This window comes from Pseudonocardia sp. Ae717_Ps2 (assembly GCF_001932475.1).
Lineage (GTDB): Bacteria > Actinomycetota > Actinomycetes > Mycobacteriales > Pseudonocardiaceae > Pseudonocardia.
Genome location: NZ_MCIS01000001.1, coordinates 3,446,217 through 3,472,281 on the forward strand (window position 1 = coordinate 3,446,217; position 26,065 = coordinate 3,472,281).

Consider the following 26,065-nt stretch of genomic DNA (forward strand, 5'->3'; position numbering starts at 1 on the left):
GGAGGACGGCTACGTCGACCACGGCCTGACTCAGGTCCGGCGGTACCCGGCCGCCAGCTCCACGAAGGCGGCCGGGTCCACCAGCGACGTCGTGTCGCCGGGCTCGCGCCCGGCGGTCACGTCGAGCAGCAGCCGCCGCATGATCTTGCCCGACCGGGTCTTCGGCAGCTCAGCGACGAGGACGACCTCGCGGGGCCGGGCGACCGGCCCCAGCTCCCGGGCCACGTGCGCCCGCAGCTGTTCGGTCAGCCCGTCGGTCGGGCCGTCGGTGACGGTCACGAACGCGACCACGGCCTGCCCGGTCGTCGGGTCCGGCGCCCCGACCACGCCCGCCTCGGCGACCCGTGGGTGGCTCACCAGCGCGGACTCCAGCTCGATCGAGCCGAGCCGGTGACCCGAGACGTTCATGACGTCGTCGATGCGGCCCTGCAGCGTCACGTAGCCGTGCTCGTCGATCACCGCGCCGTCGCCCGCCTTGTACCAGCCCTGCTCGGCGTAGTCGGCGAAGTAGGACGCGCGGAACCGCTCGGGGTCGCCCCAGACCGTGCGCGCCATCGACGGCCACGGCCGGTCGATCACCAGGATGCCGCCCTCGCCCGGGGCGCAGGTGCGCCCGTCACGGTCGACCACCCGCACCGACAGGCCCGGCAGCGGCCGGGTCGCCGAGCCCGGCACCAGCGGTGTCACGCCGGGCAGCGGCGCGCAGATCGCCGCGCCGGTCTCGGACTGCCACCAGGTGTCGACGATCGGGCAGCGGCCGCCGCCGATCACCTCGTGGAACCACCGCCAGGCCTCGGGGTTGATCGCCTCGCCGACGCTGCCGAGCAGGCGTAGCGAGGACAGGTCGTGGCGCGCGGGCACCTCCGGACCCCACTTCATGTACGTCCGGACCAGGGTCGGCGCGGTGTAGTACACGGTGACGCCGTACCGGGCGATGATCTCGAAGTGCCGGCCCGGCTCGGGGGTGTCCGGGGTGCCCTCGTAGATCACCTGCGTGACACCGTTGGACAGCGGTCCGTAGACCTCGTAAGTGTGCGCGGTGACCCAGGCGAGGTCGGCGGTGCACCAGTAGACGTCGTCGGGCTTGTGGTCGAAGCAGGCCCACGCCGTCCAGGACGCCTGGGTGAGGTAGCCACCCATGGTGTGCAGCAGGCCCTTGGGGGTGCCGGTGGTGCCCGAGGTGTAGACGAGCATCAGCGGGCTCTCGGCCGGGTGCGCCTGCGCCTCGTGGACCTCGGGTGCGGTGTCGACGACGTCGTGCCACCACACGTCGCGGCCGGGGGTCCAGTCGACCTCCGAGCCGGTCCGCCGGATGACCAGCACATGCTCCAGCGAGTCCACCCCGGACGCGGCCTCGTCGGCGTTGGCCTTGACCGGGACGGCCTTCCCGCGGCGGTACTGGCCGTCGGTGGTGACGAGCAGCTTCGCGGCGCCGTCGGTGATCCGGAACCGCAGCGCGGACGGGGAGAACCCGCCGAAGACCAACGAGTGGACCGCCCCGATCCGGGCGCAGGCCAGCATCACGACGACGGTCTCGACCAGCACCGGCAGGTAGACGACGACCACGTCCCCGCGCCCGACCCCGAGCGCGGTGAGCGCGTGCGCACAGCGGGCGACCTCGCGCTGCAGGTCGGCGTAGGTGACGGTGCGCCGGTCCCCCGGCTCGCCCTCCCAGTACAGCGCGACCTTGTCCCCCGCACCGGCCTCGACGTGCCGGTCGACGCAGTTGCGCGCGACGTTCAAGGTGCCGTCGGCGAACCAGGTGACCTCGGGCCACCTGCTGCCGTCGTAGCCCTGCTCGGGCACGCGGTCCCACTCCAGCCGGCGGGCCTGCGCACACCAGAACGCCTCGGGGTCGGCGGCCGCCTGGTCGTAGGCGGCGGCGGTGACGTTGGCGTGCGCGGCGAGCTCGGGCGGGGGCGGGTACATGCCCCGATCCTCACCGCCGGGCCCCCCGCGGCGCAGGCCGTCGTGAGGGGACTCACCGGTGGGCGAACGCCCGGTGGTGGTCGTCGAGCAGGTCCACGCCGAAGTCGTTCTCCGGGTCGCGCCACACCGAGTGGGCGTGGTCCGCGCCGCCCTGGGTGTTGTCCCACTCCAGCAGCAGCCGCGGACCCTGCAGCCGGTGGTAGTGCGGCTCCCCCGCCTCCAGCGACCCCGCCCAGGCCAGGTGCACCTCGTCGAGGGCGGCGTCGTCGTCGTAGCGGCCGGCGGGTGAGACCCCGGCCGGCGCCCGGTCGAGGTAGGCCGAGAGCAGTCGGCGCAGCAGGGCACGGCCACGGTCGTCGAGCGCGTTCGCCGGGAGCCCGCGCGGCACACCGGTCAGCGCGACGGCCTCGGTCCCCTCGACCGGGTCCACCGGGCCGGGCGGGCTCTCCCGTCGGATCGCCGAGGTCGGCAGCGGCCGGTCGCCCGGCGCGACCAGCGGCCGGTTCGCCGTCACCAGGTCCGGTGGGGCCCCGCCGGGCAGGACGACGGTCTCCAGGAGCTCGGGTGGCAGGCCGCGGACGATCTCCCGCGCCAGGTCCTCGGTCGGTCCGAGCGGGCGCGCCACCCCTCCGCCGAGCAGCGGCGTCGTCGCCGGGTTCGCGCCGAGGAAGCACGGCGTGGCCGCGGCCACCCGCCCGTCCACGACGAGTGCGTTCACCGACACGTGGTGGCCGCCGAAGCGCCAGCCCCAGGTGCGTCCGCCCGGGTCGCCGAACACCCGCAGGTAGTAGAGCGCCGGGTCCCGGAACCGCTCCCGGTACGGGCGGGTCGGCCAGTCCTGCGCCCGGTCCAGGACGTTCTCCAGCCCCATGACCGTCGCCACGGTGGCGTAGCCGGCCTCGGACAGTCCCGACGCGACCAGCCGCATCGCGCGCTGCTGCTGGACTGCGGTCTGGGCCGCGAGAGGCAGTCCGCCGTGGTCGGTGGGGGTGTAGAACCAGCGACGGCGCTCGACGTCGGCCCCCGCGTCACCGGTCGGGCCGGCGCCCCGGGCGGGGCCGAGCCGGTCGTCGTCCAGGGTGTCCAGCCAGGCCGCGGCCGCGTCCGCCATCGCCCCGGCGACCGTCTCGCTCGTCGTCACCCCGGCCACGCTAGTGGGCCGGGCGGGGTCAGTCCGTCGCGTCGCGGACGAGCAGCGCGATCTGCACCCGGTTGTCCAGGCCCAGCTCGCGCAGCAACCGGGAGACGTAGGACTTCACCGTCGCCACCGACATGTGCAGCTCGGCGGCGATGTCGGCGTTGGAGCCACCCCGGGCGACGGCCTCGGCGACGTCGCGCTCCCGGTCGGCGAGCCGGTCGAGCCGGGCCCTGGCGGCGCGCCGGCGGTCGACCGACCCGGCGCCGCCGCCGCGGACGATGCCGATCAGCCGCCGGATGATCGCCGGGGACAGCACGGCGTCGCCGTCGGCGGCGGCGCGGACGGCGTCGACGATCCCCTCGGGCGCGGCGTCCTTGAGCAGGAAACCGCTCGCCCCGGCGCGCAACGCCCGTACGACGTGCTCGTCGGCGTCGAACGTGGTCAGCACGACGACGGTCGGGGCGTCGGGCCGCGACGTCACCTCCCGGGTCGCAGCGACGCCGTCGACGCGGCGCATCCGCAGGTCCATCAGCACCACGTGCGGCCGCCCCGCGGCGACGGCGGCGGGCACCTCGTCGCCGTCGCCGGCGTCGCCGACCACCTGGATGCGCCGCACCGGTCCGGTGCCGTCGCCGGGCAGTGCGTGCCCGTCGAGCATCACCCGCAGGCCGGAGCGGACGAGCGGGTCGTCGTCGACGAGCAGCACCCGGATCGCGGTCGCGGTCATCGTGTCTCCTCCCGCCACGGCAGCACCGCGCGCAGCTGGTGGCCCGACGGCGTCGGGCCGTGGGTCAGCGTCCCGCCGGCGAGGGTCTCGACCCGCTCGCGCAGCCCGACCAGGCCGGTCCCGGCGCCCTCGGGTGTCGTCCCCGCGGCGGACTCCCCGGAGGTGACGGTGACGGTGAGGTCCCGGCCGGGCCGCCCGTCGAGGGCGACCTCGACCCGGGTCCCGGGCGCGTGCCGGGCCGCGTTGGTCAGGCCCTCGCGGACCACCCGGTGCACGACCCCGGCCAGCGGGCGCCCTGGCGGGCACACCGTCAGCAGCGCCGTCGACCGGAGACGGACGTCCGCACCGACCGCGCGGGCCTCGGCGACGAGCTCCTCGACCGCACCGAGGTCCTCGATCTCGTCGGGTACGTCGCCGGTGGGCTCGTGCAGCACCTGCACGATCGTGCGGAGGTCCTCCATCGCGCGGTGCGTGGTGTCGCGCAGCACCCTCGCGGTCTCGCGCACGGTGCTGGCGGGCAGGTCCCCGCGCAGTGCCAGTGCCCCGGCGTGCACCGACAGCAGCGACAGCCGGTGCCCCAGCCGGTCGTGCATCTCCCCGGCGATCCGGCGACGCTCGTCGGCGCGGGCCTGCTCCTCGCGCACCGCCCGATCGGCCTCGGCGCGGGCGAGCCGCTCGCGCAGGTCGTCGACCATCGCGCGGCGGATCCCGGTCAGCAGGCCCGCGGTCGCCGAGATGCCCTGGAACGCGACGGCCCCGCCGAGCAGCACGAGCGCCGTGGCACCGTCGGGAGCGTCGCGGTACAGCGTGATCGCGGCCGTCCCGACCGCCAGGGCCAGCACCAGCAGTGTCTCCACCGCACGGCGTCGGGTCGCGATCACGAAGACCCCGACCAGCGGCAGGTAGGTGGCGACCGGCGACACCAGCGGCCCGAGCACGGCCACCACCGCGAACACCCGCGGCAGGCGGTAGCGCACCGCGATCGAGCCGATCATCAGCAGGCCGACGACGAGCAGCGACCACTGCAGGGCCCCGGCGATGGCGTACGTCCCGACGACGGTGAGACCCCCGGCGAGCACCGCGACCATCAGCACGGCGGAGATCACGGCGGGGCGGACCGGCACACGACGACCATAGGGGGCGGACCGGCGCCGTCCAGCAGGTTTCCGCTCGAACGGGACGGCCACCGGTCCACTCCTGTCTCCCGACCCCCCGGGATCGACGGTCAGCGTGCCGAGCTGCGCGCCGGCGGCGCACCCGCCGAAGGTCGCGCCCACCGCGACCGAAGTCGCCGGGCCGCGTCACCCGGAGTCACGTCGCCCGGAACGGGTCACCCGGAATGAGTACGATTCGGACATGCCGGAACCGCACAGCCACCGCGAGAGCGGGCAGCACGTCATCGAGCACGCGCTCGACCTCCTCGAGGCGGCCGACAAGGCGCAGGACTACCCCCAGGCGACCGACGGCCACACCGCCGCCACCGCCTACGCGGTGAGCGCGCTCTATCAGGAGATGCGCCACGGCGACGACCAGCTCGCGGTGCTCATCTCCGCGGTGCAGGAGCAGACCGCGGTGCTGCGCGAGATCCCGGACTCGTTGCGGGACGGGAGCCGCACCGGAGAGTGACCGGAGAGCGACGGCCCCGCCCGCGATCCGGTCCGGCCGGGCGCCGCGGACCTCGTGCCGGGGGCCGTCCTCAGGCGCCGACGTAGGCCGCCAGGTGCTCCCCGGTCAACGTGGACCGGTCCGCGACCAGCTCGGCCGGGCTCCCCTCGAACACCACGGTGCCGCCGTCGTGCCCGGCGCCGGGGCCCAGGTCGATGATCCGGTCGGCGTGTGCCATCACGGCCTGGTGGTGCTCGATGACGATCACCGAGCGGCCGCCGTCGACGATCCGGTCGAGCAGCGCGAGCAGCTGCTCGACGTCGGCCAGGTGCAGCCCGGTCGTCGGCTCGTCGAGCACGAAGGTCCCCCCGGACTCCCCCAGGTGCACCGCCAGCTTGAGTCGCTGGCGCTCCCCGCCGGACAGCGTCGTCAGCGGCTGGCCCAGGGTGAGGTAGCCGAGCCCGACGTCGGCGAGGCGCTCCAGGATCCTGTGCGCGGCCGGCGTGCGGGCCTCGCCGGCCCCGAAGAACTTCTCCGCCTCGGCGACCGGCATGGCGAGGACCTCGCTGATGTCGCGCCCACCGAAGGTGTAGCCGAGCACCGAGGCGTCGAAGCGGCGGCCGTCGCAGACGTCGCAGGTGGTGGCGACCCCGGCCATCATCGCGAGGTCGGTGTAGACGACGCCGGCGCCGTTGCAGTTCGGGCAGGCGCCCTCGGAGTTGGCGCTGAACAGCGCGGGCTTGACGCCGTTGGCCTTCGCGAACGCCTTGCGGATCGGCTCCAGCAGCCCGGTGTAGGTGGCCGGGTTGCTGCGCCGCGACCCCTTGATCGCGCCCTGGTCGACGACGACCACCCCGTCGCGCCCGGCGACCGACCCGTGGATCAGCGAGCTCTTGCCCGACCCGGCCACCCCGGTGACGACGGTGAGCACGCCCAGCGGCACGTCGACGTCGACGTCCCGCAGGTTGTGCCGGTTCGCCCGGCGGATCTCCAGATACCCCGACGGGGTCCGGACGGTCGGCTTGAGCGTCGCCCGGTACTCCAGGTGTCGCCCGGTGAGCGTGCCGGAGCGGCGGAGCCCGTCGAGGTCGCCGGTGTAGACGACGTGGCCGCCGTCGGAGCCGGCCCGCGGCCCGAGATCGACGACGTGGTCGGCGATCGCGATCGTCTCTGGCTTGTGCTCGACGACGAGCACGGTGTTGCCCTTGTCGCGCAGCCGCAGCAGCAGGTCGTTCATCCGGGCGATGTCGTGCGGGTGCAGCCCGATGGTGGGCTCGTCGAAGACGTAGGTGACGTCGGTCAGCGACGACCCGAGATGCTTGATCATCTTGGTGCGCTGGGCCTCGCCGCCGGACAGCGACCCGGACGGCCGGTCCAGCGACAGGTAGCCGAGCCCGATCTCGACGAACGAGTCCAGGGTCGCGCGCAGCGAGGACAGCAGCGGGGCCAGGGGGGCTCGTCGAGGCCGCCGACCCAGTCGGCGAGGTCGGAGATCTGCATGGCGCAGGCATCCGCGGTGGAGATCCCCCGGATCTTCGACGACCGGGCGAGCTCGGAGAGCCGGGTGCCGTCGCAGTCCGGGCAGGTGCGGAACACGATGGCCCGGTCGACGAACGCCCTGATGTGCGGCTGCATCGCCTCGCGTTCCTTGGCCAGGAACGACTTCTGGATCCGCGGGATCAGGCCCTCGAAGGTGACGTTGACGCCGTCGACCTTGATCCGGGTGGCCTCCTTGTAGAGCAGGGCGTCGCGCTGGGGTTTGGTGAAGCTGCTGATCGGCTTGTCGCCGGGGAAGAAGCCGGAGTTGGCGAAGATCCGGCCGTACCAGCCGTCGACGGAGTAGTTCGGGATCGTCAGGGCGCCCTCGACGATCGACTTCGACTCGTCGAACAGGGCGGTGAGGTCGAAGTCGGACACCGAGCCGCGGCCCTCGCAGCGCGGGCAGGCGCCGCCGACGATCTCGAACTCGCGGCGCTGTTTGACCTGCTGGCCGTTCTTCCGGACGGTCACCGCACCCGAGCCGCTGATCGTCGCGACGTTGAAGGAGAACGCCTTGGCCGGGCCGGCGTAGGGCTTGCCGAGGCGGCTGAACAGGATCCGCAGCAGCGCCCCGACGTCGGTGGCAGTGCCGACGGTGGAGCGCACGTCGCCGCCCATCCGCTCCTGGTCGACGATGATCGCTGTGGTGAGGCCGTCGAGGACGTCGACGTCGGGGCGGCCCAGGTTCGGCATGAAGCCCTGGACGAACGCGCTGTAGGTCTCGTTGATCATCCGCTGCGACTCGGCGGCGATGGTCGAGAACACCAGGGAGCTCTTGCCCGAGCCGGACACCCCGGTGAACACCGTGAGCCGGCGCTTGGGCAGCTCGACGGAGATGTCGCGGAGGTTGTTCTCGCGCGCACCGTGCACGCGGATGAGGTCGTGACTGTCGGCTGCGTGCATGGTGGATCCCCCGTCCGGCCCGTTCAGGGCCGCTGCTGGATGCGGACCATCGTGCCCGCGGGGTCGCGGAAGGCACAGTCGCGCACCCCGTACGGCTGGTCGACCGGCTCCTGGACGACCTCGGCCCCGCTCGCCTGGAGCCTGTCGAACGCCGCGTCCAGGTCGTTACTGGCGAGCAGCACGGCGGTGTAGGTGCCCTTGGCCATCATCTCGGTGACGGTGCGGCGTTCCTCGTCGGTGATGCCGGGGTCGGCGGCGGGCGGGGCGAGGACGAGCGAGACGTCGGGCTGCCCGGGCGGGCCGACGGTGAGCCAGCGCATCGTGCCCTGGCCGACGTCGAGGCGGACCTCGAAGCCGAGCGCGTCGCGGTAGAAGGCCAGCGACGCCTCCGGGTCGGTGTGCGGGAGGAAGCCGGCGTGGATCGTGATGGCGGGTGCGGTCATGGCGTTCACGCTAGGGAGGTCGGCGCCACCGTGGCTTCTCGATTCCTGACCGGTCGGGTGACCTGCTTCGCCACGCAGGCCGGGAGCCCCGCGGTCCCGTCGCGCACGGCGTCGCGGTACGCGCTCGGCGGCATTCCGACGAGCTCGGTGAACCGAGTGCTGAACGTGCCGAGGGAGGAGCCGCCGACCGCGAAGCACACCTCGGTGACGGTGAGGTCGCCGCGGCGCAGCAGGGCCATGGCGCGCTCGATGCGCCGGGTCATCAGGTAGCTGTAGGGCGACTCGCCGTAGGCCGCCCGGAACGCCCGCGACAGGTGCCCCGCCGAGACGTGCTCGGCGCGGGCGAGCTCGGTGACGTCCAGCGGGCGGGCGTACTCCCGGTCGATGCGGTCGCGCACCCGGCGCATCCGGACGAGCTCGCGCAGGCGCCCGTCCTCGCGGTCGCTCACCGCAGGTGCTCCGCCAGCAGCGCCGCGACCTCGTCGGGGCGTTCGAGGTAGACCATGTGTCCGGTGTCGACGGGGGCGACGGTGAGGTCGTCGCCGAGCGCGCTGCGGCAGGCGGCCAGCCAGTCGTCGGTGACGAAGTCGGCCCGCAGGGCGGGCACGACCAGTGTCGGGAGGCCGGCCCGTGGGACGGCGGCGGGGCGGGCTATCTCCGACCAGGCGGCGACGACGGCCGCCCGGCTGTAGCGCCAGCGCCAGGCGCCGTCGCGCTGTTCCAGGTGCTCGGCGACCTCGGCGTCGACCAGCGGTGCGGGCACACCGGTCCAGGACGCGGCCTTGGCGGCGCGGGCGTCGTCACGGGTCGCGAACCCCTCGTCGGCACGGCCGGCCTCGGCGGAGGCCAGCATGTCCTGCGGGTCCAGCCCGTGCGCCGGGTCGAGCAGCGCGAGGCGGGTGACGCGCTCGGGTGCGGTCCGCGCCAGCCGGGCCGCGACCGCTCCGCCGAAGGAGTGCCCGACCACGGCGACCCGCTCGACGTGCTCGGCGTCGAGGACCTCGAGGACGTCCTCGACGTGCTGCTCGAGGTTCCACGGCGGGACCCACGGCGAACGGCCGTGCCCGCGCAGGTCGACGGAGATCCAGCGCAGGGTGGGCAGCGCGGCGAACAGCGGCGCGAAACGCAGGCCGTGGCCGGTGACACCGTGCACCGCGAGCACCGGCTTGCCTGCCGGGTCACCGGCGTGGTGGACGTGCAGGGGCATGCATCCATTCTGCACTTTGCTATTTCGGCAACGATGTTTGCCGTCCTGTCCGGCCCTTCGTCAGGCTGGGCACATGGACACAGCACAGCGCCACGACGTCGTCGTGATCGGCGGCGGCCCGGCCGGACTCAACGGGGCCATGATGCTCGCCCGCTCCCTGCGGTCGGTGGTCGTCGTCGACTCCGGCCTGCCCCGCAACGCACCGGCCACCGCCGCGCACGGCCTGTTCGCCCGCGACGGCGTCGCCCCGGCCGAGCTGCTCGCGACCGGCCGGGAGGAGGTCCGCCGCTACGGCGGGACGGTCGTCGACGGCGAGGTCGTCGGCGCCCGGCGCACCGACGACGGTTTCACGGTGACCCTCGCCGACGACACCACCCTCGACGCCCGGCGACTGCTCGTCACCACCGGACTGGTCGACGTGCTGCCGGAGATTCCGGGACTCGCGCAGGGGTGGGGCGCCGATGTCGTCCACTGCCCGTACTGCCACGGCTACGAGGTGCGCGACCGCCCGATCGCCGTCCTCGGGACCGCCCCCGGCTCCGCACACCACGCACTGCTGTTCCGACAGCTCAGCGCGGACGTGGTCTACGTGTCGCACACGGTGGAGCCGACCGCGGAACAGTCGGAACGCTTCGCCGCGCTCGGCATCGCCGTCGTCGACGGGCCGGTGAGCGAGGTGGTGCGAGAGGACGGCGCGATCACCGGGCTGGTCACGCCGTCCGGCGTGCTGGCGCGCGAGGTCGTCGCCGTGGCGACCCGGATGGAGGCCCGCGCCGGATTCCTCGCCGAGCTGGGCCTGGTCCCGGTCGAGCACCCGAGCGGGGCGGGGCAGCACCTCGTCGCCGACCCGACGGGCCGCAGCACGGTCGAGGGCGTGTGGCTCGCGGGCAACGTCACCGATCTGAGCGCGCAAGTGGGGGCCGCGGGGGCCGCGGGAGCGTTCGCGGGCGCCGCGATCAACGCCGACCTCGTCGAGGCCGGGGCGCTCGCCGCACTGCGGGAGCTCGCACGCCCCTAGCCTGGGGACGTGCTGGTCATCTTCGGGCTGTCGGGCAAGGAGCGCCCACTGGGCCTGGTCGCGCTGGGCTGCGGCACCTGCGGTCACCCGGGGCCGCAGCCCGCGGTGCACCGGCGGACCCGGTTCACGCTGTTCTTCGTCCCGGTCCTGCCGCTGCGCAGCCGCTACGAGATGCGCTGCCCCGTGTGCGGGGCGGGGCGGACGCTCTCCCGCGACGATGCCCGCCGGTACGGCGCACGGGTCTGAGCAACGCGCTCGTCCAGCACGGGGGGCTCCCCAGCTCCTGCCACCTGACGGATCGGCCGGGCGCCACCGAGGCTACAGCTCGCTGCGGTACCACTCCCGCAGGTAGGGAGTTCGCGATCGCGAACGGAAACTAGCGATCGAACACATGTTCGACTAGCATCGGCGATGTGACCGCGCCCCAGGAGCCACCCGCCCACGCCACCGGCGTGGGCTCCGGCAGGTTCCGCTCCGGCGACCTCGCCCTGATCCAGCTCCTGATCGACCAGACGATCGGCGACGACACCACACTGCTCGCCGAGGCCGACCTGATCGACCAGATCCAGCAGATCGAGTCCGTCCAGGCCTCCCTCGCCGCGCTCCAGTCCACCCGCATCCGGGCGTTCGCTCAGACACACGTCGAGAACCGCCTCACCGACGATCGGACCGACCCCGAGCGGCTCCACCGCAGTGTCGTAGCTCAGGTCCAGCTCGCCTGCCGGGTCTCCACCGCCGAGGCCCGCACCCGCGTGGCCAACGCCCGCGACCTGCACACCGGACTCGACCACGTCCGCGGCCTGCACAACGACGGACAACTCAGCGCCGCCAAAGTCACCGCGATCGCCGTCGAGTGCCGCGACCTCGACCCACGCCAGCGCAGGCAGGTCGACACCCGCCTCGCCGCACACGACCTCACCCGCTACGGCATCGGCCGCCTCCGCGCCCTCACCCGCCGACTCGTCGCCGAAATCGCGCCCGAACGCTTCCGAGCCCGCGTCCACACCGCCACAGCCGAACGCCGAGTCACCCTGCGCCCGGCACCGGACGCGATGAGCTACCTCACCGCCTACGTCCCGGTCGCACAGGGCGCCGCCTGCCTCGCCGCACTGCAGAAGGCCTTCGTGCAGGCCCAGGTCGACCCGGCACCGTTGACCCGCAGCCGCGGACAGGTACTGGCCGACACATTGGTCGAACGCCTCACCGGACAAGCCACCGCGACCGCGGTCAACCTGGAGGTCCAGGTCACCGTCCCCGTCCAGGCCCTGCTCGACCCCACCTCCCCGCTCCCCGCGGAGATCCCCGGACTCGGACCCGTCCCGGTCGAGCTGCTCGCGACCAGCGACGGCACCGCGTCACTGCGGCGGCTGCTCACCGACCAGGGCCTGGTCATCGGCGGCGACTCACGCCAACGCACCTTCACCGGCCTCCTCTCCACCCTCGTCAAGGCCCGCGCGGGGAACCGGTGCACCGAGCCCTACTGCGACGCACCCCTCCGCCACATCGACCACATCCACCGCGCCACCGACGGCGGACACACCGAACTCGACAACGGACGCGGACTGTGCGAGTTCCACAACCACATCCGCGAACAACCCGGATGGCACACCGCCCGAACACCCGACGGGACCGTCCTCACGACCACACCCACCGGACACACCTACCGCGGACCGGACTGACCGCGGTGGGCCCGGGCACGGGCACCCTCAGGTCGGCAGCAGGTACTCCTCACTGGCGTGGTGGCAGGCGCTCGGGTGGTGTCCACCTGGCCGCGTCACCAGCGGCGGCTCCTCGGTGGCGCAGATGTCGGTGGCCTTCCAGCAGCGCGTCCGGAACCGGCAGCCGCTCGGCGGGTCCACCGGGCTCGGGACGTCACCGGTCAACCGGATCCGCGTCCGCCCCGCGCGCACCGACGGGTCCGGCACCGGCACCGCCGAGAGCAGCGCCTGGGTGTACGGGTGCGACGCCCGGGTGTAGATCTCGTCCTCGGTCCCGAGCTCCACCATCTTGCCCAGGTACATCACGCCGACCCGGTCGGACAGGTGCCGCACGACGGACAGGTCGTGGGCGATGAAGATGTAGGACAGCCCGAACTCGCGCTGCAGGCTCCCGAGCAGGTTCATCACCTGCGCCTGGATGGACACGTCGAGCGCGGAGACCGGCTCGTCGCACACGATGATCTCCGGGCGCAGCGCGAGCGCACGGGCGATCCCGATGCGCTGACGCTGCCCGCCGGAGAACTGGTGCGGGTAGCGGTTGACGAAGTCCGGGTTGAGCCCGACGACGTCGAGCAGCTCCTGCACCTTCGCCCGTCGCTCCCCCTTCGGCGCGACCTCCGGGTGGATCTCGAACGGCTCCCCGACGATGTCGGCGACCGTCATCCTCGGGTTCAGCGACGTGTACGGGTCCTGCAGCACGATCTGCATCTGCCGGCGCAGCGCGCGCAGCTCCGCCCCGCGGCGGGCGAAGATGTCCTCGCCGTGGAAGCGCACCGAGCCCGACGTCGGCGGCTCCAGCCGCATCAGCACCTGGGCCAGGGTCGACTTCCCGCAGCCGGACTCGCCGACGATGCCCAGCGTCTCGCCCTTGTTCAGCGAGAACGAGACGCCGTCGACGGCACGCACGTGGCCGACGGTGCGTTTGACGACCGCACCGACCTTCACCGGGAAGTGCTTGACGAGGTCGGTGACCTCCAGAACGGGCTCGCTCATACGAGGTCCTCCGCGAACAGGCACGCCGACGCCCGCGCTCCGGGCAGGGGGATCAGCGGCGGATCGGTACCGAGGCAGCTCTCCACCGCACGCGGGCAGCGCGGGTGGAACGGGCAGCCGTCGGGGATGGCGGTGAGCGTCGGCGGGAGCCCGGTGATCGCCCGCAGCTCGGTGCCCTTGCTGTCCAGCCGCGGGATCGACGCGAGCAGCGCCTCGGTGTACGGGTGGGCCGGGTTCGCGAAGAGCTGGTGCACGTCGCCCTGTTCGACGATCCGGCCCGCGTACATCACCGCGATCCGGTCGGCGACCTCCGCGACGACACCCAGGTCGTGGGTGATGAGGACCAGCGCCATCTCCCGTTCGCGCTGGATCTCGGCGAGCAGGTCCATGATCTGGGCCTGCACGGTGACGTCGAGCGCGGTCGTCGGCTCGTCGGCGATGAGCACGTCGGGGTCGAGCGCCAGCGACATGGCGATCATGACGCGCTGGCGCATCCCCCCGGAGAACTCGTGCGGGAAGTTCGTGACCCGCTGCTTGGCCCCCGGGATGCCGACCAGGTCGAGCAGCTCGACGGCGCGGGTGCGGGCGTCGCGCCTGCTCATCCCGCGCCGCGTCCGCAGCTGCTCGCCGATCTGGAACCCGACGGTGAACACCGGGTTCAGCGCGGACAGCGCGTCCTGGAAGATCATCGCGATGTTCTCGCCACGCAGCTCCCGGCGCCGCTCCTCGGTTGCGGTGAGCAGCTCCTCGCCGCGGTAGCGCACCGAGCCCGCGGTGACGGTCGCGGGCGGGGTCGGCAGGATCCCCATCACCGTGTTCGCGGTGACCGACTTGCCGGAGCCGGACTCCCCCAGGACGGCGAGGGTCTCCCCCGCCCGCACCTGGTAGCCGACGCCGTTCAGCACCCGGGCGACGCCGTCGCGGGTACTGAACTCGACGTGCAGGCCCTCCACCTCGAGCAGCGGGGTCATGACCGGCCCTTCGGGTCGAACGCGTCGCGCACGGCGTCGCCGAGCAGCACGAAGGCCAGCACGGTGACGACGAGGAACGCGCCGGGGAACAGGAGCAGGTGCGGCGAGGTCCGCAGGTAGCTCTGCGCCTCGCTGATCATCACGCCCCAGGAGACGACGGGGTCGCGCAGACCGACACCGAGGAACGACAGCGTGGCCTCCGCCCCGATGAACGCGCCGAGCGCGATCGTCGCGTACACCATCACCGGGGCGATGGTGTTGGGCAGCATGTGCCGCCAGATGATCCGCCACGGGCTCGCGCCGAGCGCGCGGGCGGCCTTGACGTAGTCCTGGCTCCGGGCGGCGATCGCGGCGGACCGCATGATCCGCATGACGATCGGCCAGGACAGCAGCCCGATCGTGCCGATCACCAGGCCGCTGATGCCGATCACGCTCTGTCCGACCGACGCGCGGAAGGTGGAGAGCACGACGATCGCGCCGAGGACGAACGGCACCCCGAAGAAGACGTCGGCGACGCGGGCGAGCAGCGAGTCGACCCAGCCGCCGGCGAACCCGGCGATCAGGCCCATGACGGAGCCGACCAGCACGACCGCCGTCGTCGCCAGCACCCCGACGACGATCGAGACGCGGGTGCCGTGGACGGTGCGTGCGTAGACGTCGCGGCCGAGGTGGTCGTAGCCGAACCAGGCCTGGGCCGACGGGTCCTGCCGGGCCCGGGACAGGTCGCCCGCGGTCGGGTCGACCGAGGTGAACAGCTGCGGGAACGCGGCCATGACCAGCAGGAACGCGATGAGGCCCGCCGCGACGAGGAACAGCGGCCGTCGGCGCAGGTCGTGCCAGGCGTCGCCGCTGAGGCTGCGGGTGCGGGCCGACACCTCGGCGCGGCCGTCGGTGGCGACGGGCTTGTCGGCGGTGGCGGTGGTGGGGTCAGTCAAGGCGGATCCTCGGGTCGAGCAGCGCGTAGGTGACGTCCACGACGAGGTTCGCGAGCAGGTAGACGATCACCAGCAGGACGACGACGCCGGTCACGACCACCCCGTCGAGCCGCTGGATGGAGCCGAAGATCAGCCCACCGATGCCGCGGATGTTGAAGATGCCCTCGGTGACGATCGCCCCGCCCATGAGCGTGCCGAAGTCGGCGCCGAGGAAGGTGATCACCGGGATCGCCGAGTTGCGGGTCAGGTGGACGCCGACGACACGGCGCCGGGTCAGGCCCTTCGCGGTCGCGGTGCGGACATAGTCGGCGCGCAGGTTCTCCGCGATCGACGTCCGGGTCAGCCGCGCGACGTAGGCCAGCGACAGGCTGCCGAGCACGTAGCCGGGCACGACCAGGTCCAGGAACCCCGGGTCGGCCGGGACGGTCGGCGGGACCAGGCCCAGCCGCAGCCCGAGGACGGACTGCAGCACGTAGCCGGTCACGAACACCGACACCGCGACCAGGAACAGCGTCGCGGTGAGCACGACGTTGTCGAGGAAACCGCCGGGCCGCAGCCCGGTGAGCACGCCCGCGGTCAGGCCGATGACCGCCTGGATGACCAGCGCGACGATCGCGAGCTTGATCGTGACCGGGTAGGCGTTCGCGATCAGCGTCGCGACCTCCTGGCCACGGAAGTTCTCGCCGAAGTCGCCCCGCAGCAGGTTGCCGAGATAGGTGAAGTACTGGACGACGATCGAGCGGTCGAGCCCGTACTCCTCCCGCATGCGCTCGATGAACGCGGGCGGGCAGGCCTGGTCGCCGCACTTGCCGGCGAGCGGGTCGCCGGGCAGCGCCCAGACCATGAAGTAGATGAGGAACGTGGTGCCGAGGAACACCGGCACCAGTTGCAGGAGTCGTCGCAGGACATAGCGCCCCACGGGTCACCTCCGGGTACGTGCGCCGGCGGCCGGGGATCGCCCGGCCGCCGGTGCGTGTGGTGGGGTGGGGCGGGATCAGCCCTGGACGGTCACGGTCTCCAGGTCGAGCTCACGGCCGTAGGTCATCTCGACGTTCTGCAGCCGTGGGGACCAGCCGAACTGCGCGGACTGGTCGTTGATCGCGACGGCCGGCATGTCCTGGATCAGGATCCGCTCGGCCTCGGCCCACAGCGCGTAGGCCTCCTCGGCGGTGGCCGCGGTCGAGCCCTGCTGGACCAGCGCGTCGAAGCGCGGGTTGGTGTAGCCGCTGTTGTTGTTCGCCGCACCCGTCGTGTACTGCGGCCGCAGCACGTACTCCATGGTCGGGGTCGAGGCGACCCAGCCGGAGCGGAAGATGCCGGTCAGGTTCTCCGCCCGGCGCTGCTCCAGGAACTCCGAGAAGGTCGGGACCGGGACGAAGTTGCAGGGCACGCCCAGGGTGTTGCTGATGCTGACGCAGGCGGCCTGCATCCACTCGCGGTTGATCGCGGAGTCCACGTTGGAGATCAGCTCGATCGGGCCGGTGAAGCCGGACGCGTCGAACTGCTGCTTGGCCCGCTGCGGGGAGAAGGTGCACAGCTCGCCGCACTGGTCGTCGACCTTGCCGGGCACACCCTCGGGGATGAAACCGGTGGCCGGCTTCACGAGTCCGTTGTAGACGTTGGCGATGATCGCCTCGCGGTCGACTGCCATCGAGATCGCCTGCCGCAGCTGCGGGTTCGCGTAGCGCTGGTCGTAGATCGGGAAGGTCATCGTGTTGATGCCGGCGTAGGGCTGGTTGCCGTTCCGGTCGGCCAGATCCTGCTGGTACAGGTTGTCGATCAGGAACGAGCCGGGGATGGTCTCGAGGAAGTCCAGGTTCCCGCTGACGACGTCCTGGTAGGCGGCCTCGCTGTCGGCGTAGAAGCGGAACTCGACGCCACCGACGGCGACCGGCTGCTCGCCGCCCCACTCGTCGTAGCGGGTCACGGTCACGTTCTGGTCCGGCACCCGGGACTCGAAGCGGAACGGGCCGTTGCCGACCGGGTTGGCCTCGAACGCGGCCGGGTCGGCGAAGAAGGACTCCGGCATCGGGTAGAACGCCACGTCGCCGAGGGTGTTGACGAAGATCGGCGACGGCGCGGACAGCGCCACGGTGAAGGTTCGCTCGTCGACGACGCGCAGCCCCGACATCGTCTGTGCGGTGGGTTCGCCCTCGTCCGGGTTGACCTGGTCGAACCCGGCGATGTTGGAGAAGAACTCCGCGCTGGACTGGGCGTTGGTCTTCAGCGCCACGTAGTTCCACGCGTCGACGAAGCTCTTCGCGGTGACGGGCGTGCCGTCGTGGAAGGTCCAACCGTCCTTGATCCGGATGGTCCAGTTCCGCGAGTCGGTCGACTCGATCGACTCGGCGACCTTGTCCTCCGGCTCGCCCTGCTGGTTGTAGTCGACCAGCCCGGACCACAGGGCGTCCAGGATCTTGCTACCGCCGGTCTCGCGGGTGTTGCCCGGCAGCAGCGCGTTCTCCGGCTCGGTGCCGAAGACCGAGATCGTGGGGGCGCCCTGGGCGTCGCCCGTGGTGCCGCCTCCCCCGCCGCCACAGGCGCTGAGCACCAGCGCGGAGGTCAGGGAGAGCGCGAGCAGCGCCGCGACTCGAGGTGATCGCATCAGAGTCCTGTCTGTCCGGGACGGCCGCGCCCTGCGTGGTGCGCAGGCGGCCGGTGCGGTTCGGTGGTGGGTCGCACGGTAACCACAGCATCCCGGTTCTCTGGTTACGAATCTATTGCGTCCGCCGTCATTGCACCGAGCAACACGGAATTGCGCACGACGGTCGGTGACCGGATCGCGACAGCACGCCCGGAGCGGTCAGTCTCGAAAAGGCATCGGCGCAGGTCGGACGCATTCCCTACATTCTTCCGTCGCGCAACATTGCATTGCGCATCGCAATGTCTCTGCGCTTCATGTGACCAGTGCCACAGATATCGACAGAGCTCGAGCCTGTGAGCAGCGAGGGCAGGTAAGACCGACAGCCCGAGGGCGACCGCTGTCCCATCACATGGAATCCACCCGTCGCGACGCGGGACCAGCCGCACTGCCCCATCTCGCCTTCCCAGCGCATTCACCGAAACGTTCTCCGGTGACCGTCGAACGATTATCGACATTGCCGTGGCGGCGATTCTCCGATGCCTGCACCGCTTCCCGCCGACACCGCGGCGGCGCGTGTACGACGGCCGACGGGAATTGCCGGAACCACCCACGGAATCACCCACGCGATCACTCACGGAACCGACCGCGGACATCGCCGGCGCGTGCTCCACCTGCAGGACCGCGGGATCGGAGCCGGCCCGACCCCGGCTCCGCGGACGACGACGCCCTTCCGCTGGACGTCAAACGCTCGACGTATACGTTTCAGGAAAGATCACCCGAAACGGTCATTCGAGTACGGTCGTACCAATCGTGCGCGGTCAGCGCGGCGACGCCTGCGTGAACAGATCGCCCTTCAGGTAGATGTTCCAATCGGCCGCCTTGAGCCCGTGCCCGCCGGAGCGCAGGTGGTAGCTCATCGCCGGGCCGGAGAAGGCCTTGTCGGTGGCGGGCTCCCAGCCCGTCGTGCCCAGGCCGTTGTCGCCGAGGCCGTACAGGGCGTAGATCTCGGTCGCCGCCTTGTAGGCGAGGAACTCGCCCTCCGGGTCGGCGTTGGAGTCGTCGCTGGCGCTGGCGATCACCAGCTTGCGCGGTGCGACCAGCCCCATCAGCTCGTGCTGGTCGACGGGCAGCTCGTCGACCTTGTCGCCGTAGTTCTTGTAGGTCTGCGGGAACCAGTGCGGGAAGGAGCTGTTGACCCGTGACACCGTCTCGGCGCCCACTCCCCCGTCGCCGCGCCGGGCGAGCTTCGCACCCGTCGAGCCGGAGTTGTTGGAGATGACCGCGGCGAAGCGCGGGTCCTGGGCACCGGCCCAGAGCGCGGCCTTGCCGGAGCGGGAGTGCCCGATGACCGCGATCTTCGACGGATCGATGTCCTTGTCGGTCTGCAGGTAGTCCATCGCCCGGCTCGCACCCCAGGCCCAGGCGGCGATGGCCCGCCCGGCGTCGTCGGGCAGGTCGCTCCCGGACGGGTAGAACAGGTTGATCATCTTGCTGCGGTAGCTGCCGCTGTCGTCCGGCGCGATCTGGTCGGCGTCGATCTGGGCGAAGGCGTACCCCGCCTTCGTGATCGTCGAGACCGGTGCGTAGTCCGAGGACTGACCCGGGTCGTCGGAGACCGAGCCCCGGTGGTCGATCATCAGGAAGGTGCCGCGCGGGGTCTGCCCCTTCGGCACGAACAGCCGCAGCGTGAAGGACCCGGTGCCCTCCGGGCCGGTGATGCCGATCGTGACCTTCTTGAGGACGACGTCGCCGTCGTCGCTGGTCCGGACGTCGAAGGTCTGCTTGGTCGGCTTGGGCAGCGGCTGGCCGTAGACGTTCTCGCGGAACGCCGCCAGCAGCTCCGCGCGGCGGGTGCCCTCCCACTGGGCGACGTCGGTGACGCCGGTCCCGTCGACCATGCGCAGCGGGTTCGGATACGGCGTGCCGTCGATCGTCACCGTCGCCGCGACGGACAGACCCGCCGTGGGGATCGAGGCGTAGGCGGCGGGGGTGACCGCCGCGGACGTGCCGCCCGCCACGCCCACGCACCCGGCCGCGGCGACCGCACCGACGACGAACAGCGACGTCGCCGTCCTCGCGACGGTGTGCAGGACGCGACGACGGCTGCGCGGACTGATCGGAGTGGACACGGACCGCACGCTACCGAGATGGGAACCCTCTGCAACCGCCGTTGCCGGTATCACGTCGTTCGGGGGATGTGATCACACCCCTACCGTGTGACTCCTGTCGCCACGGGTGTCGCCGCAGGTGACGAACGGGTACGGCGGAACCGCCCGGGCACCCGGAGGAAGCCCGCCGGCGTTCGCGGGTGCGAACCGTCAGGGCCGCGGCGCGGCGTCCTGGGGATCGCCGACGACCGACAGCAGCCGCAGCTTCTCGTAGCTCTCGCTGCCGGGGACGGCGGTGTAGACGAACAGCAGGTGCGCCTGGTCGGGGTCGACCAGGGTCTGGCAGTTCAGCTCCAGCACCCCGAGCTCGGATGGACGAGCCGTTTCGGGTCCGGCGGTCGCAGACCCACCTCGTGGCGGTCCCACAGCGCGCGGAACTCGGCGCTGCGCCCCAGCAGGTCCTCGGCCAGCGCGGCGGCCCGCGACCCCGGCCCGCGCAGCCCGACGAGCCCGCGCAGCCCCGACGCGTACAGGCGCGACAGGAGCCCGTGGTCCTCGGCGACGTACAGCCCCCGGGCGGCGGGGTCGGTGAACCATCGGTAGCCGAGGCTGCGGGCCGCTCCGGTGTGGACGGTCGAGTCGCCGGTCAACGCGACGCCCGTCGGCGTCTGCCGCAGGGTCTCGCCCAGCTCGGTGACGATCTCGGCGGGGGTGTCGGCGAGCCGGTCGAGGATCCGCAGCAGACCCGGGGCGACGTGTGCGCTGTCGGCGCCCCGTGCGGGCGGGCGCCGCCCGGCGAGCCGGAAGAGGTGGTCGCGCTCGTCGAGGGACAGGTGCAGGCCCTGCGCGATCGCCACCAGCATCTGCTCCGACGGGTGCGGCCCGCGTTCCTGCTCCAGACGGGCGACGTAGTCGGCCGACATGTGGCACAGCGCCGCGACCTCCTCCCGGCGCAGCCCTCCGGTCCGACGACGGCGCCCGCGCTGCAGCCCGACGTCCTCCGGCTGCAGCGCGGAGCGGCGGTGCCGCAGGAACTCCGCCAGTCCGGCCCGGTCGACCATGCACACCCCTCCTCGTGTCCTGCAGCCATTCCTACCGCGCGGGCCGCCACCGCAGCCACGGATCGACGATCAGTGGCTACCGGGCCGCGCCCCGGACAGGCTGATCCCATGACACGCACCCCAGACCTGACCCTTCCCGACCTGACCGGGCGCCGCGCCGTCGTCACCGGCGGCAGCGACGGTGTCGGCATCGGCATCGCCGACCGGCTCGCCGCCGCCGGTGCCGAGGTCGTGCTCCCCGTCCGCAACGCGGCCAAGGGCGCCGCCGCCGCCGACCGCATCCGGGACCGGCACCCCGGCGCGACCGTCTCGCTCCGCGAGCTCGACCTGTCCTCGCTGGCATCGGTCGCCGCGCTCGGGGAGACCCTGCGGGCGGAGGGACGGCCCGTCCATCTGCTGATCAACAACGCCGGCGTCATGACCCCGCCGGAGCGCCGCACCACCGCCGACGGGTTCGAGCTGCAGTTCGGCACCAACCATCTGGGCCACGTCGCGCTCGTCGCGCACCTGCTGCCGCTGCTGCGCGAGGGCCGGGCCCGGGTGGTCTGCCAGATCAGCGTCGCTGCGGCCCGCGGCCCGGTCCTGTGGGACGACCCGGACTCCGAGCGCTCCTACGACGGCATGGCCGCCTACCGGCACTCGAAGATCGCGTTCGGATTGTTCGGCCTGGAGCTGGACCGGCGCAGCCGCGCGGCGGGCTGGGGCATCACCGCGAACCTGTCCCACCCGGGCGTCGCGCCGACCAACCTGCTGGCCGCCCGCCCCGACCTGGGCCGGGAGCGACAGACCTTCGGACGACGGGTGCTCGGCGCGATGTCCCGGGCCGGCCTGCTGATCGGGACCGCCGACTCGGCCGGGCTGCCCGCGCTGCTCGCCGCGACCGCACCGGACGCCGGGCACGCCGTGCTGTACGGGCCGAAGGGGCCGGGGCGGGTGGGTGGGCCGCCCGCCGAGCAGGAGCTGTACCGGCCGCTGCGCGACGCCGACGCCGCCCGCCGGATGTGGGACCTGTCGCAGGAACGGGCCGGTGTCACCCTCGACGGCGCCGCCACCCCCTGACAGCCCCCCTCGCCGACGCCTCCGGAACACCGGCGGGCCCCACCGCCGCGGACCCGCCCGGAGAGGATCATGGAGTCGTCGACGTACGGAGGTGCCCAGTGGACGACCAGTCCCCTCAGGAGCGCGAGATCCTGCTGCACGGACAGCGCGTGAGCTACCGCGAGACCGGTCGCGGAGAGGGCCCGACGGTCCTGCTCGTGCACGGTCTCGCCGCCAGCTCGCGGACCTGGGCCCCGGTGTTCGACGCCCTGGGCGGCGGCCTGCACGTGATCGCGCCGGATCTGCTCGGGCACGGCGCCAGCGAGGCACCGCGCAGCGGTGACTACTCCCTCGGCGGCTACGCGACCGGGCTGCGGGACCTGCTGGCCGCACTCGACGTCGAGCGGGCGACGATCGTCGGGCACTCGTTCGGCGGCGGCGTCGCGATGCAGTTCGCGCACCAGTTCCCCGAGTTCACCGAGCGGGTCGTGCTCGTGTCCTCCGGTGGTCTCGGCCACGACCTGACCCTCGCGCTGCGGGCGGCGAGCCTGCCGGGCACCGAGCTGGTGCTGCGGTCGGCGGCGTCGCTGACCGCGCCGTGGATGCGTCGCGCCGCCCACCGGCTCGCCCACCGCGTCGGCCGGGTGCCGCGCTCGGACATCGACGGTGTGCACACCGCGCTGGAGACCTTCGCCGACCGCGGCACCCGCGGCGCGTTCGTCCAGACCGCGCGGGGCGCGCTGGAGCCGTCCGGCCAGCGGCTCGACGGGGCGCAGCGCCTGCACCTGCTCGAGGAGGTGCCCGTGCTGCTCGTCGGCGGGAACCGCGACCGGGTCATCCCGCCGGCCCACACCCTCGCCGCGCACGACCGGCTGCCCGACAGCCGCCTGGAGGTGTTCGACGGCGCGGGGCACTTCCCGCACGCCGAACAGCCGGCCCGGTTCGTGGCGCTGCTGCAGGACTTCGTCGACGGGACGGCACCGGCCGAGGGCGACCGGGACGCACTGCGCCGCCGGATCCTGGGACTCCCCCGGGTCGGCTGACCCGTCGTCAGCCGGTCGGCGTCCCGTGGCCGCTCGCGCGGAGCGCCCCGGTCAGCGTGTCCGCGCAGAGCTCACGCACCGCGGCCCGGTCGAGGACCGGGTTCTCCAGCCAGTCGAGACAGACGGCGACGAGGAACGACAGCCAGCCGCGCACGGCCAGCCGCACCGGTTCCGGCGTGGGGCCGGAGCCGACCACGGCCCGCAGCACCCGCTCCTGCTGGCGGGCCAGGTTCCCGTCCACGATGGACCGGATGGCCGTGTCGGCTCCGAGCGCGCCCCGGAACAGGGCGCGGTAGCCGTGCGGGTGGGCCTCGACGTAGTCCAGGTAGGCGTCGAGCACGGCCCGCAGCCGCTCCGCCGGTGGCAGGCGGTCGTCGGGTTCGGTGACGGCGAGGAGCGTCGCGGCCTCCTGCTCGACGACGGCGGACAGGAAACCGCGCTTGCTCCCGAAGTAGTGGTAGAGCAGCCCGCGGCTGATCCCCGCCGCCCGGGCGACGTCGTCGACCCAGACCTCGTCGTAGGGCTGCGTCGCGAACAGCGACGCCCCGGCCGCGAGCAGCTGCCGGCGACGGGTCTCGGTGTCCAGCCGCCGGAACGCCGGCCCGGACGGGCTGTTTGACATGGGAGTGGCAGCTTACTAGCGTCGGCCCTTGTTGTACGTGGGTTCAACAAGCGGGGGTACGGCGATGCGCAGGCCGTCGGTCCGCACCGCGCGGAACGTGTGGATCGCGGGCTTCTCACTCGCCGCGGTCCTGCAGGGGGTCTTCGGCCGCCGGTTCGCCCGGGGCGCCGCGTGGGGCCGCAACGCCGGATGGCAGCGCGAGATCGCCGTCTGGAACGTCGGGACCCTCGTGACCGCGGCCGGGCTGGCCGGGCTGGGACCCGAGGCCGACCGCGCGCAGGTCCGCGGCTTCGCGGTGCTGTCGACCCTGTTCGGGCTCAACCACCTCGCCGCCGCCCTGCGGTCACCGCGCAGTGGGAGCAACTGGTTCGGGGCGGGGCTGAACGCGGTCGGGATCACCGCCGGCGTCGCGGCCCTGGCCGCACCGCGGCCCGCCCCTCGCGGCCCCGACGAGCGGTGAGACCGCGACCGGCCGGGCCGCCGCTGGTGGAGCAGGTGGACCGGGGCACCGTCCTCGTGACGGGGACCGACGTCAACTGGGTCCTGCTCCGCGAGGGCGACGCCCTCACCCTGGTCGACGGCGGCTACCCCGGGGACGTGGCGGCCGTCGAGTTCTCCATCGCGACCCTCGGCCTCCGTCCGCAGGACGTGGTCGCCATCCTGGTGACCCACGCCCACGTCGACCACCTCGGCGCGGTCAACCCCTTCCACGCCCGGTACGGCACCCCGGTCCTCCTGCACCCGGTCGAGGTGGCGCACGCCCGTCGCGAGCGCCGGGAACAGCTGACTCCCGCGCGGGTGGTCGCCGGGCTCTGGCGGCCGGCCGTCCTGCCGTGGGCGGTGCGCGTCGCCCGGGCCGGGGCGGGCCGGGACGTCGCCGCCGCTCATGCGCAGCCGTTCCCGACCAGCGGCGCCCTCGACCTCCCCGGGTCTCCCGTACCGGTGCCGACCGGAGGTCACACGTCCGGCCACACCGCCTTCCACCTCCCGGCCTCGGGTGCCGTGATCACCGGCGACAGCCTCGTCACCGGGCACGCACTCTCCCCGGCGACCGGGCCACAGCTGCTCCCGGCGTGGTTCAACCACGGGACCGACGAGGAGATGCGGGCGGCGCTGGGCGCTCTGGCCGGCGTGGACGCCGACCTGCTGCTGCCCGGGCACGGCCCGGCACACCGCGGACCGCTGCGCGCCGCCGTGGACCGGGCGGCCGGTGCCCCGCCGGGTGGCGGCCCGCGCACGACGAGAGGACGACGATGACCCGAGGACGGGGACCACGGCGGTTCCGGGAACAGCGGTGGCTGGTCGACGAGGCCCTGCGGGTCCGCGACGTCGAGTTCGACCAGCCCCGGCTGGGCTACCACCTGGGTGCCGTCGGCGACGAGCTCGCGCCGGCCGAGACGGCCGCGCTCCGGGCGGGGATCAACAAGCTCGCGGACTTCGTCCCGGTGGTGCGGTCGTTCGCCGAGCGACGCGCGCGCCGGGCCGAGGACGCCGAGCGGCGCGGCCACCCGGACAGCGCCGCGGTGCACCACTTCGCCGCGGCCCAGATGTGGTCGCTCGCCTGCTGGCCGGTCTGGGAGGACGACGGGCTGGCCCGTGAGCTCGATGAGCGCAAGAACGCCGCCTACCTGGCGTGGGCCCGCCGCGCCGCACACCGTGTCGAACGGGTCGACGTCCCGTTCGGTGACGCCGCACTGCCCGGATGGCTCCATCTCCCCCGCGGCGCCGAGGGTCCGCTGCCCACGGTGCTGGCCATCGGGGGCATGGACGCACCCCGCGAGATGCTGGTCGCCCGCACCGGCAGCCCGTGGCTCGCCCGCGGCGTCGCCGTGCTCGCTCTGGACGGCCCCGGCCAGGGCGAGGCGGCGATCCGTGGTGTCCACGTCACCCCCACCGCCTGGGCCGAGGCCGGCGACGCCGTGATGGGCTGGATCCGCGGCCGTCACGACCTCGACGCCACCCGCGTCGTGGCGTCGGGCACCAGCTTCGGGTCGTTCTGGATGTCCCAGCTCGCGTCCGGGCAACCCGATCTGCTCGGCTGCTCGGTGGCGCTGCCCTGCTTCGAACCGGGCGCCCACACGATCTTCGAGGAGGCCCCGCCGACGTTCAAGGCGCGCCACATGTGGATGGCCGGGCTCTACGACGACGAGGACGCCTTCGACGCGATGGCCGCCCGGTACGACCTGCGACCCCACGCCGAGACGATGCCGGTGCCGTGGCAGATCGTCGGCGGCGCGGCGGACGACCTGTCCCCCTCCTCGTGGGTCCACGAGATGACGCGACGCTGCACCTCCCCGACCTCGGTCACCCTCTACGCGGGCGCCCGGCACTCGATGACCGAGGCCTCGTCGGTCGCGTTCGGGCCCGGCTGGCGGACCCTGCAGGTCGAATGGCTGCACGACCGCCTCCGCGGCCGTACCCCGACGACGGAGAACCTGCTCGTCCTGCCCTCGGGGGAGGTCACCCTCGCCGGGTGAGAACGG

Annotated in this window: 23 protein-coding genes and 2 pseudogenes; 9 read left to right on the forward strand and 16 right to left on the reverse strand. The window is 73.0% G+C overall.

Annotation, left to right across the window (positions count from 1 at the left end):
* Positions 1-30 precede the first annotated feature (30 nt).
* Genes acs through Ae717Ps2_RS15670 form a run of 4 tightly spaced genes read right to left on the reverse strand, consistent with a single transcriptional unit; the run spans position 31 to position 4,918 of the window.
* Positions 31-1,929: an acetate--CoA ligase gene (gene acs / locus Ae717Ps2_RS15655; protein ID WP_075333547.1), complete on the reverse strand. Its 1,899-nt coding sequence runs from the start codon at positions 1,927-1,929 to the stop codon at positions 31-33.
* Positions 1,930-1,981: 52 nt separating this feature from the next.
* Positions 1,982-3,070 carry a DUF3500 domain-containing protein gene (locus Ae717Ps2_RS15660; protein ID WP_233147577.1) on the reverse strand — a complete coding sequence of 363 codons (1,089 nt, stop codon included), beginning with the start codon at positions 3,068-3,070 and terminating at the stop codon, positions 1,982-1,984.
* Between the two features lie 28 nt (positions 3,071-3,098).
* Positions 3,099-3,794 (reverse strand): response regulator transcription factor, encoded by a 696-nt coding sequence (locus Ae717Ps2_RS15665; protein WP_075333548.1) that lies wholly within the window; start codon positions 3,792-3,794, stop codon positions 3,099-3,101.
* Positions 3,791-4,918, reverse strand: a complete 1,128-nt coding sequence (locus Ae717Ps2_RS15670; RefSeq protein WP_075306947.1) for a sensor histidine kinase — start codon at positions 4,916-4,918, stop codon at positions 3,791-3,793. Before Ae717Ps2_RS15670 ends, Ae717Ps2_RS15665 begins: the two co-directional genes overlap by 4 nt.
* Positions 4,919-5,150: 232 nt before the next feature.
* Between Ae717Ps2_RS15670 and Ae717Ps2_RS15675 the strand changes: the two genes are divergently transcribed.
* A complete protein-coding gene (locus tag Ae717Ps2_RS15675; protein ID WP_075306949.1) occupies positions 5,151-5,420 on the forward strand; it encodes a hypothetical protein in 270 nt (89 codons plus the stop codon).
* Between the two features lie 70 nt (positions 5,421-5,490).
* Here Ae717Ps2_RS15675 and Ae717Ps2_RS15680 read toward each other — a convergent pair.
* The 4 genes and pseudogenes from Ae717Ps2_RS15680 to Ae717Ps2_RS15695 form a co-directional block, all read right to left on the reverse strand.
* Positions 5,491-7,841, reverse strand: a pseudogene (locus Ae717Ps2_RS15680) (ATP-binding cassette domain-containing protein).
* Between the two features lie 23 nt (positions 7,842-7,864).
* Complete coding sequence (locus Ae717Ps2_RS15685; protein ID WP_043280718.1) at positions 7,865-8,284, reverse strand: VOC family protein; 420 nt, start codon at positions 8,282-8,284, stop codon at positions 7,865-7,867.
* Between the two features lie 5 nt (positions 8,285-8,289).
* The gene (locus Ae717Ps2_RS15690) at positions 8,290-8,691 is read right to left on the reverse strand and encodes a helix-turn-helix transcriptional regulator (RefSeq protein ID WP_139319021.1); all 402 of its coding nucleotides are present in this window, start codon (positions 8,689-8,691) and stop codon (positions 8,290-8,292) included.
* A 38-nt stretch (positions 8,692-8,729) separates the two neighbouring features.
* Positions 8,730-9,491, reverse strand: a complete 762-nt coding sequence (locus tag Ae717Ps2_RS15695; protein WP_075333550.1) for an alpha/beta fold hydrolase — start codon at positions 9,489-9,491, stop codon at positions 8,730-8,732.
* Positions 9,492-9,564: 73 nt separating this feature from the next.
* On the opposite strand from Ae717Ps2_RS15695, the gene Ae717Ps2_RS15700 reads away from it, so the two are divergent.
* The 3 genes from Ae717Ps2_RS15700 to Ae717Ps2_RS15710 all read left to right on the forward strand — a co-directional run bounded on the left by Ae717Ps2_RS15700 (position 9,565) and on the right by Ae717Ps2_RS15710 (position 12,188).
* On the forward strand, positions 9,565-10,509 hold the full coding sequence (locus Ae717Ps2_RS15700; protein WP_075333551.1) for an NAD(P)/FAD-dependent oxidoreductase: 945 nt from the start codon (positions 9,565-9,567) through the stop codon (positions 10,507-10,509).
* Positions 10,510-10,518: 9 nt separating this feature from the next.
* Positions 10,519-10,755: a hypothetical protein gene (locus tag Ae717Ps2_RS15705; RefSeq protein ID WP_020626322.1), complete on the forward strand. Its 237-nt coding sequence runs from the start codon at positions 10,519-10,521 to the stop codon at positions 10,753-10,755.
* Between the two features lie 167 nt (positions 10,756-10,922).
* On the forward strand, positions 10,923-12,188 hold the full coding sequence (locus Ae717Ps2_RS15710) for a DUF222 domain-containing protein (protein WP_075306958.1): 1,266 nt from the start codon (positions 10,923-10,925) through the stop codon (positions 12,186-12,188).
* A gap of 27 nt (positions 12,189-12,215) precedes the next feature.
* On the opposite strand, the gene Ae717Ps2_RS15715 is transcribed toward Ae717Ps2_RS15710, so the two are convergent.
* The 7 genes and pseudogenes from Ae717Ps2_RS15715 to Ae717Ps2_RS15745 all read right to left on the reverse strand — a co-directional run bounded on the left by Ae717Ps2_RS15715 (position 12,216) and on the right by Ae717Ps2_RS15745 (position 20,879).
* Entirely contained in the window at positions 12,216-13,220 is a 1,005-nt protein-coding gene (locus tag Ae717Ps2_RS15715) for an ABC transporter ATP-binding protein (protein WP_020626320.1), read from the reverse strand.
* Entirely contained in the window at positions 13,217-14,191 is a 975-nt protein-coding gene (locus Ae717Ps2_RS15720; protein WP_020626319.1) for an ABC transporter ATP-binding protein, read from the reverse strand. The genes Ae717Ps2_RS15715 and Ae717Ps2_RS15720 overlap by 4 nt, the downstream gene beginning before the upstream one ends.
* Entirely contained in the window at positions 14,188-15,126 is a 939-nt protein-coding gene (locus tag Ae717Ps2_RS15725) for an ABC transporter permease (RefSeq protein ID WP_083695821.1), read from the reverse strand. The genes Ae717Ps2_RS15720 and Ae717Ps2_RS15725 overlap by 4 nt, the downstream gene beginning before the upstream one ends.
* Positions 15,119-16,045, reverse strand: coding sequence for an ABC transporter permease (locus Ae717Ps2_RS15730; RefSeq protein ID WP_075329777.1), 927 nt, complete (start codon positions 16,043-16,045; stop codon positions 15,119-15,121). The genes Ae717Ps2_RS15725 and Ae717Ps2_RS15730 overlap by 8 nt, the downstream gene beginning before the upstream one ends.
* Before the next feature lie 75 nt (positions 16,046-16,120).
* Positions 16,121-17,731, reverse strand: a complete 1,611-nt coding sequence (locus Ae717Ps2_RS15735; protein ID WP_083702391.1) for an ABC transporter substrate-binding protein — start codon at positions 17,729-17,731, stop codon at positions 16,121-16,123.
* Between the two features lie 797 nt (positions 17,732-18,528).
* A complete protein-coding gene (locus Ae717Ps2_RS15740) occupies positions 18,529-19,839 on the reverse strand; it encodes a dienelactone hydrolase family protein (RefSeq protein WP_233147578.1) in 1,311 nt (436 codons plus the stop codon).
* A gap of 189 nt (positions 19,840-20,028) precedes the next feature.
* Positions 20,029-20,879: pseudogene (locus Ae717Ps2_RS15745) on the reverse strand (helix-turn-helix transcriptional regulator).
* Positions 20,880-20,987: 108 nt separating this feature from the next.
* Between Ae717Ps2_RS15745 and Ae717Ps2_RS15750 the strand changes: the two are divergent.
* Positions 20,988-21,938 (forward strand): SDR family oxidoreductase, encoded by a 951-nt coding sequence (locus Ae717Ps2_RS15750; RefSeq protein ID WP_075333552.1) that lies wholly within the window; start codon positions 20,988-20,990, stop codon positions 21,936-21,938.
* A 98-nt stretch (positions 21,939-22,036) separates the two neighbouring features.
* Positions 22,037-22,960, forward strand: coding sequence for an alpha/beta fold hydrolase (locus Ae717Ps2_RS15755; RefSeq protein ID WP_075306966.1), 924 nt, complete (start codon positions 22,037-22,039; stop codon positions 22,958-22,960).
* A 7-nt stretch (positions 22,961-22,967) separates the two neighbouring features.
* Here the strand turns inward: Ae717Ps2_RS15755 and Ae717Ps2_RS15760 are convergent, their stop codons facing one another.
* Entirely contained in the window at positions 22,968-23,582 is a 615-nt protein-coding gene (locus Ae717Ps2_RS15760) for a TetR/AcrR family transcriptional regulator (RefSeq protein ID WP_075306968.1), read from the reverse strand.
* Positions 23,583-23,646: 64 nt separating this feature from the next.
* On the opposite strand from Ae717Ps2_RS15760, the gene Ae717Ps2_RS39120 reads away from it, so the two are divergent.
* From Ae717Ps2_RS39120 to Ae717Ps2_RS15775, 3 genes are read left to right on the forward strand one after another with little or no spacing between them, the layout of a single operon-like run.
* On the forward strand, positions 23,647-24,042 hold the full coding sequence (locus Ae717Ps2_RS39120) for a hypothetical protein (protein WP_075306970.1): 396 nt from the start codon (positions 23,647-23,649) through the stop codon (positions 24,040-24,042).
* Complete coding sequence (locus Ae717Ps2_RS15770; protein WP_233147579.1) at positions 24,039-24,839, forward strand: MBL fold metallo-hydrolase; 801 nt, start codon at positions 24,039-24,041, stop codon at positions 24,837-24,839. The genes Ae717Ps2_RS39120 and Ae717Ps2_RS15770 overlap by 4 nt, the downstream gene beginning before the upstream one ends.
* Positions 24,836-26,059 (forward strand): S9 family peptidase, encoded by a 1,224-nt coding sequence (locus Ae717Ps2_RS15775; protein WP_075333553.1) that lies wholly within the window; start codon positions 24,836-24,838, stop codon positions 26,057-26,059. The genes Ae717Ps2_RS15770 and Ae717Ps2_RS15775 overlap by 4 nt, the downstream gene beginning before the upstream one ends.
* Positions 26,060-26,065: the final 6 nt, after the last annotated feature.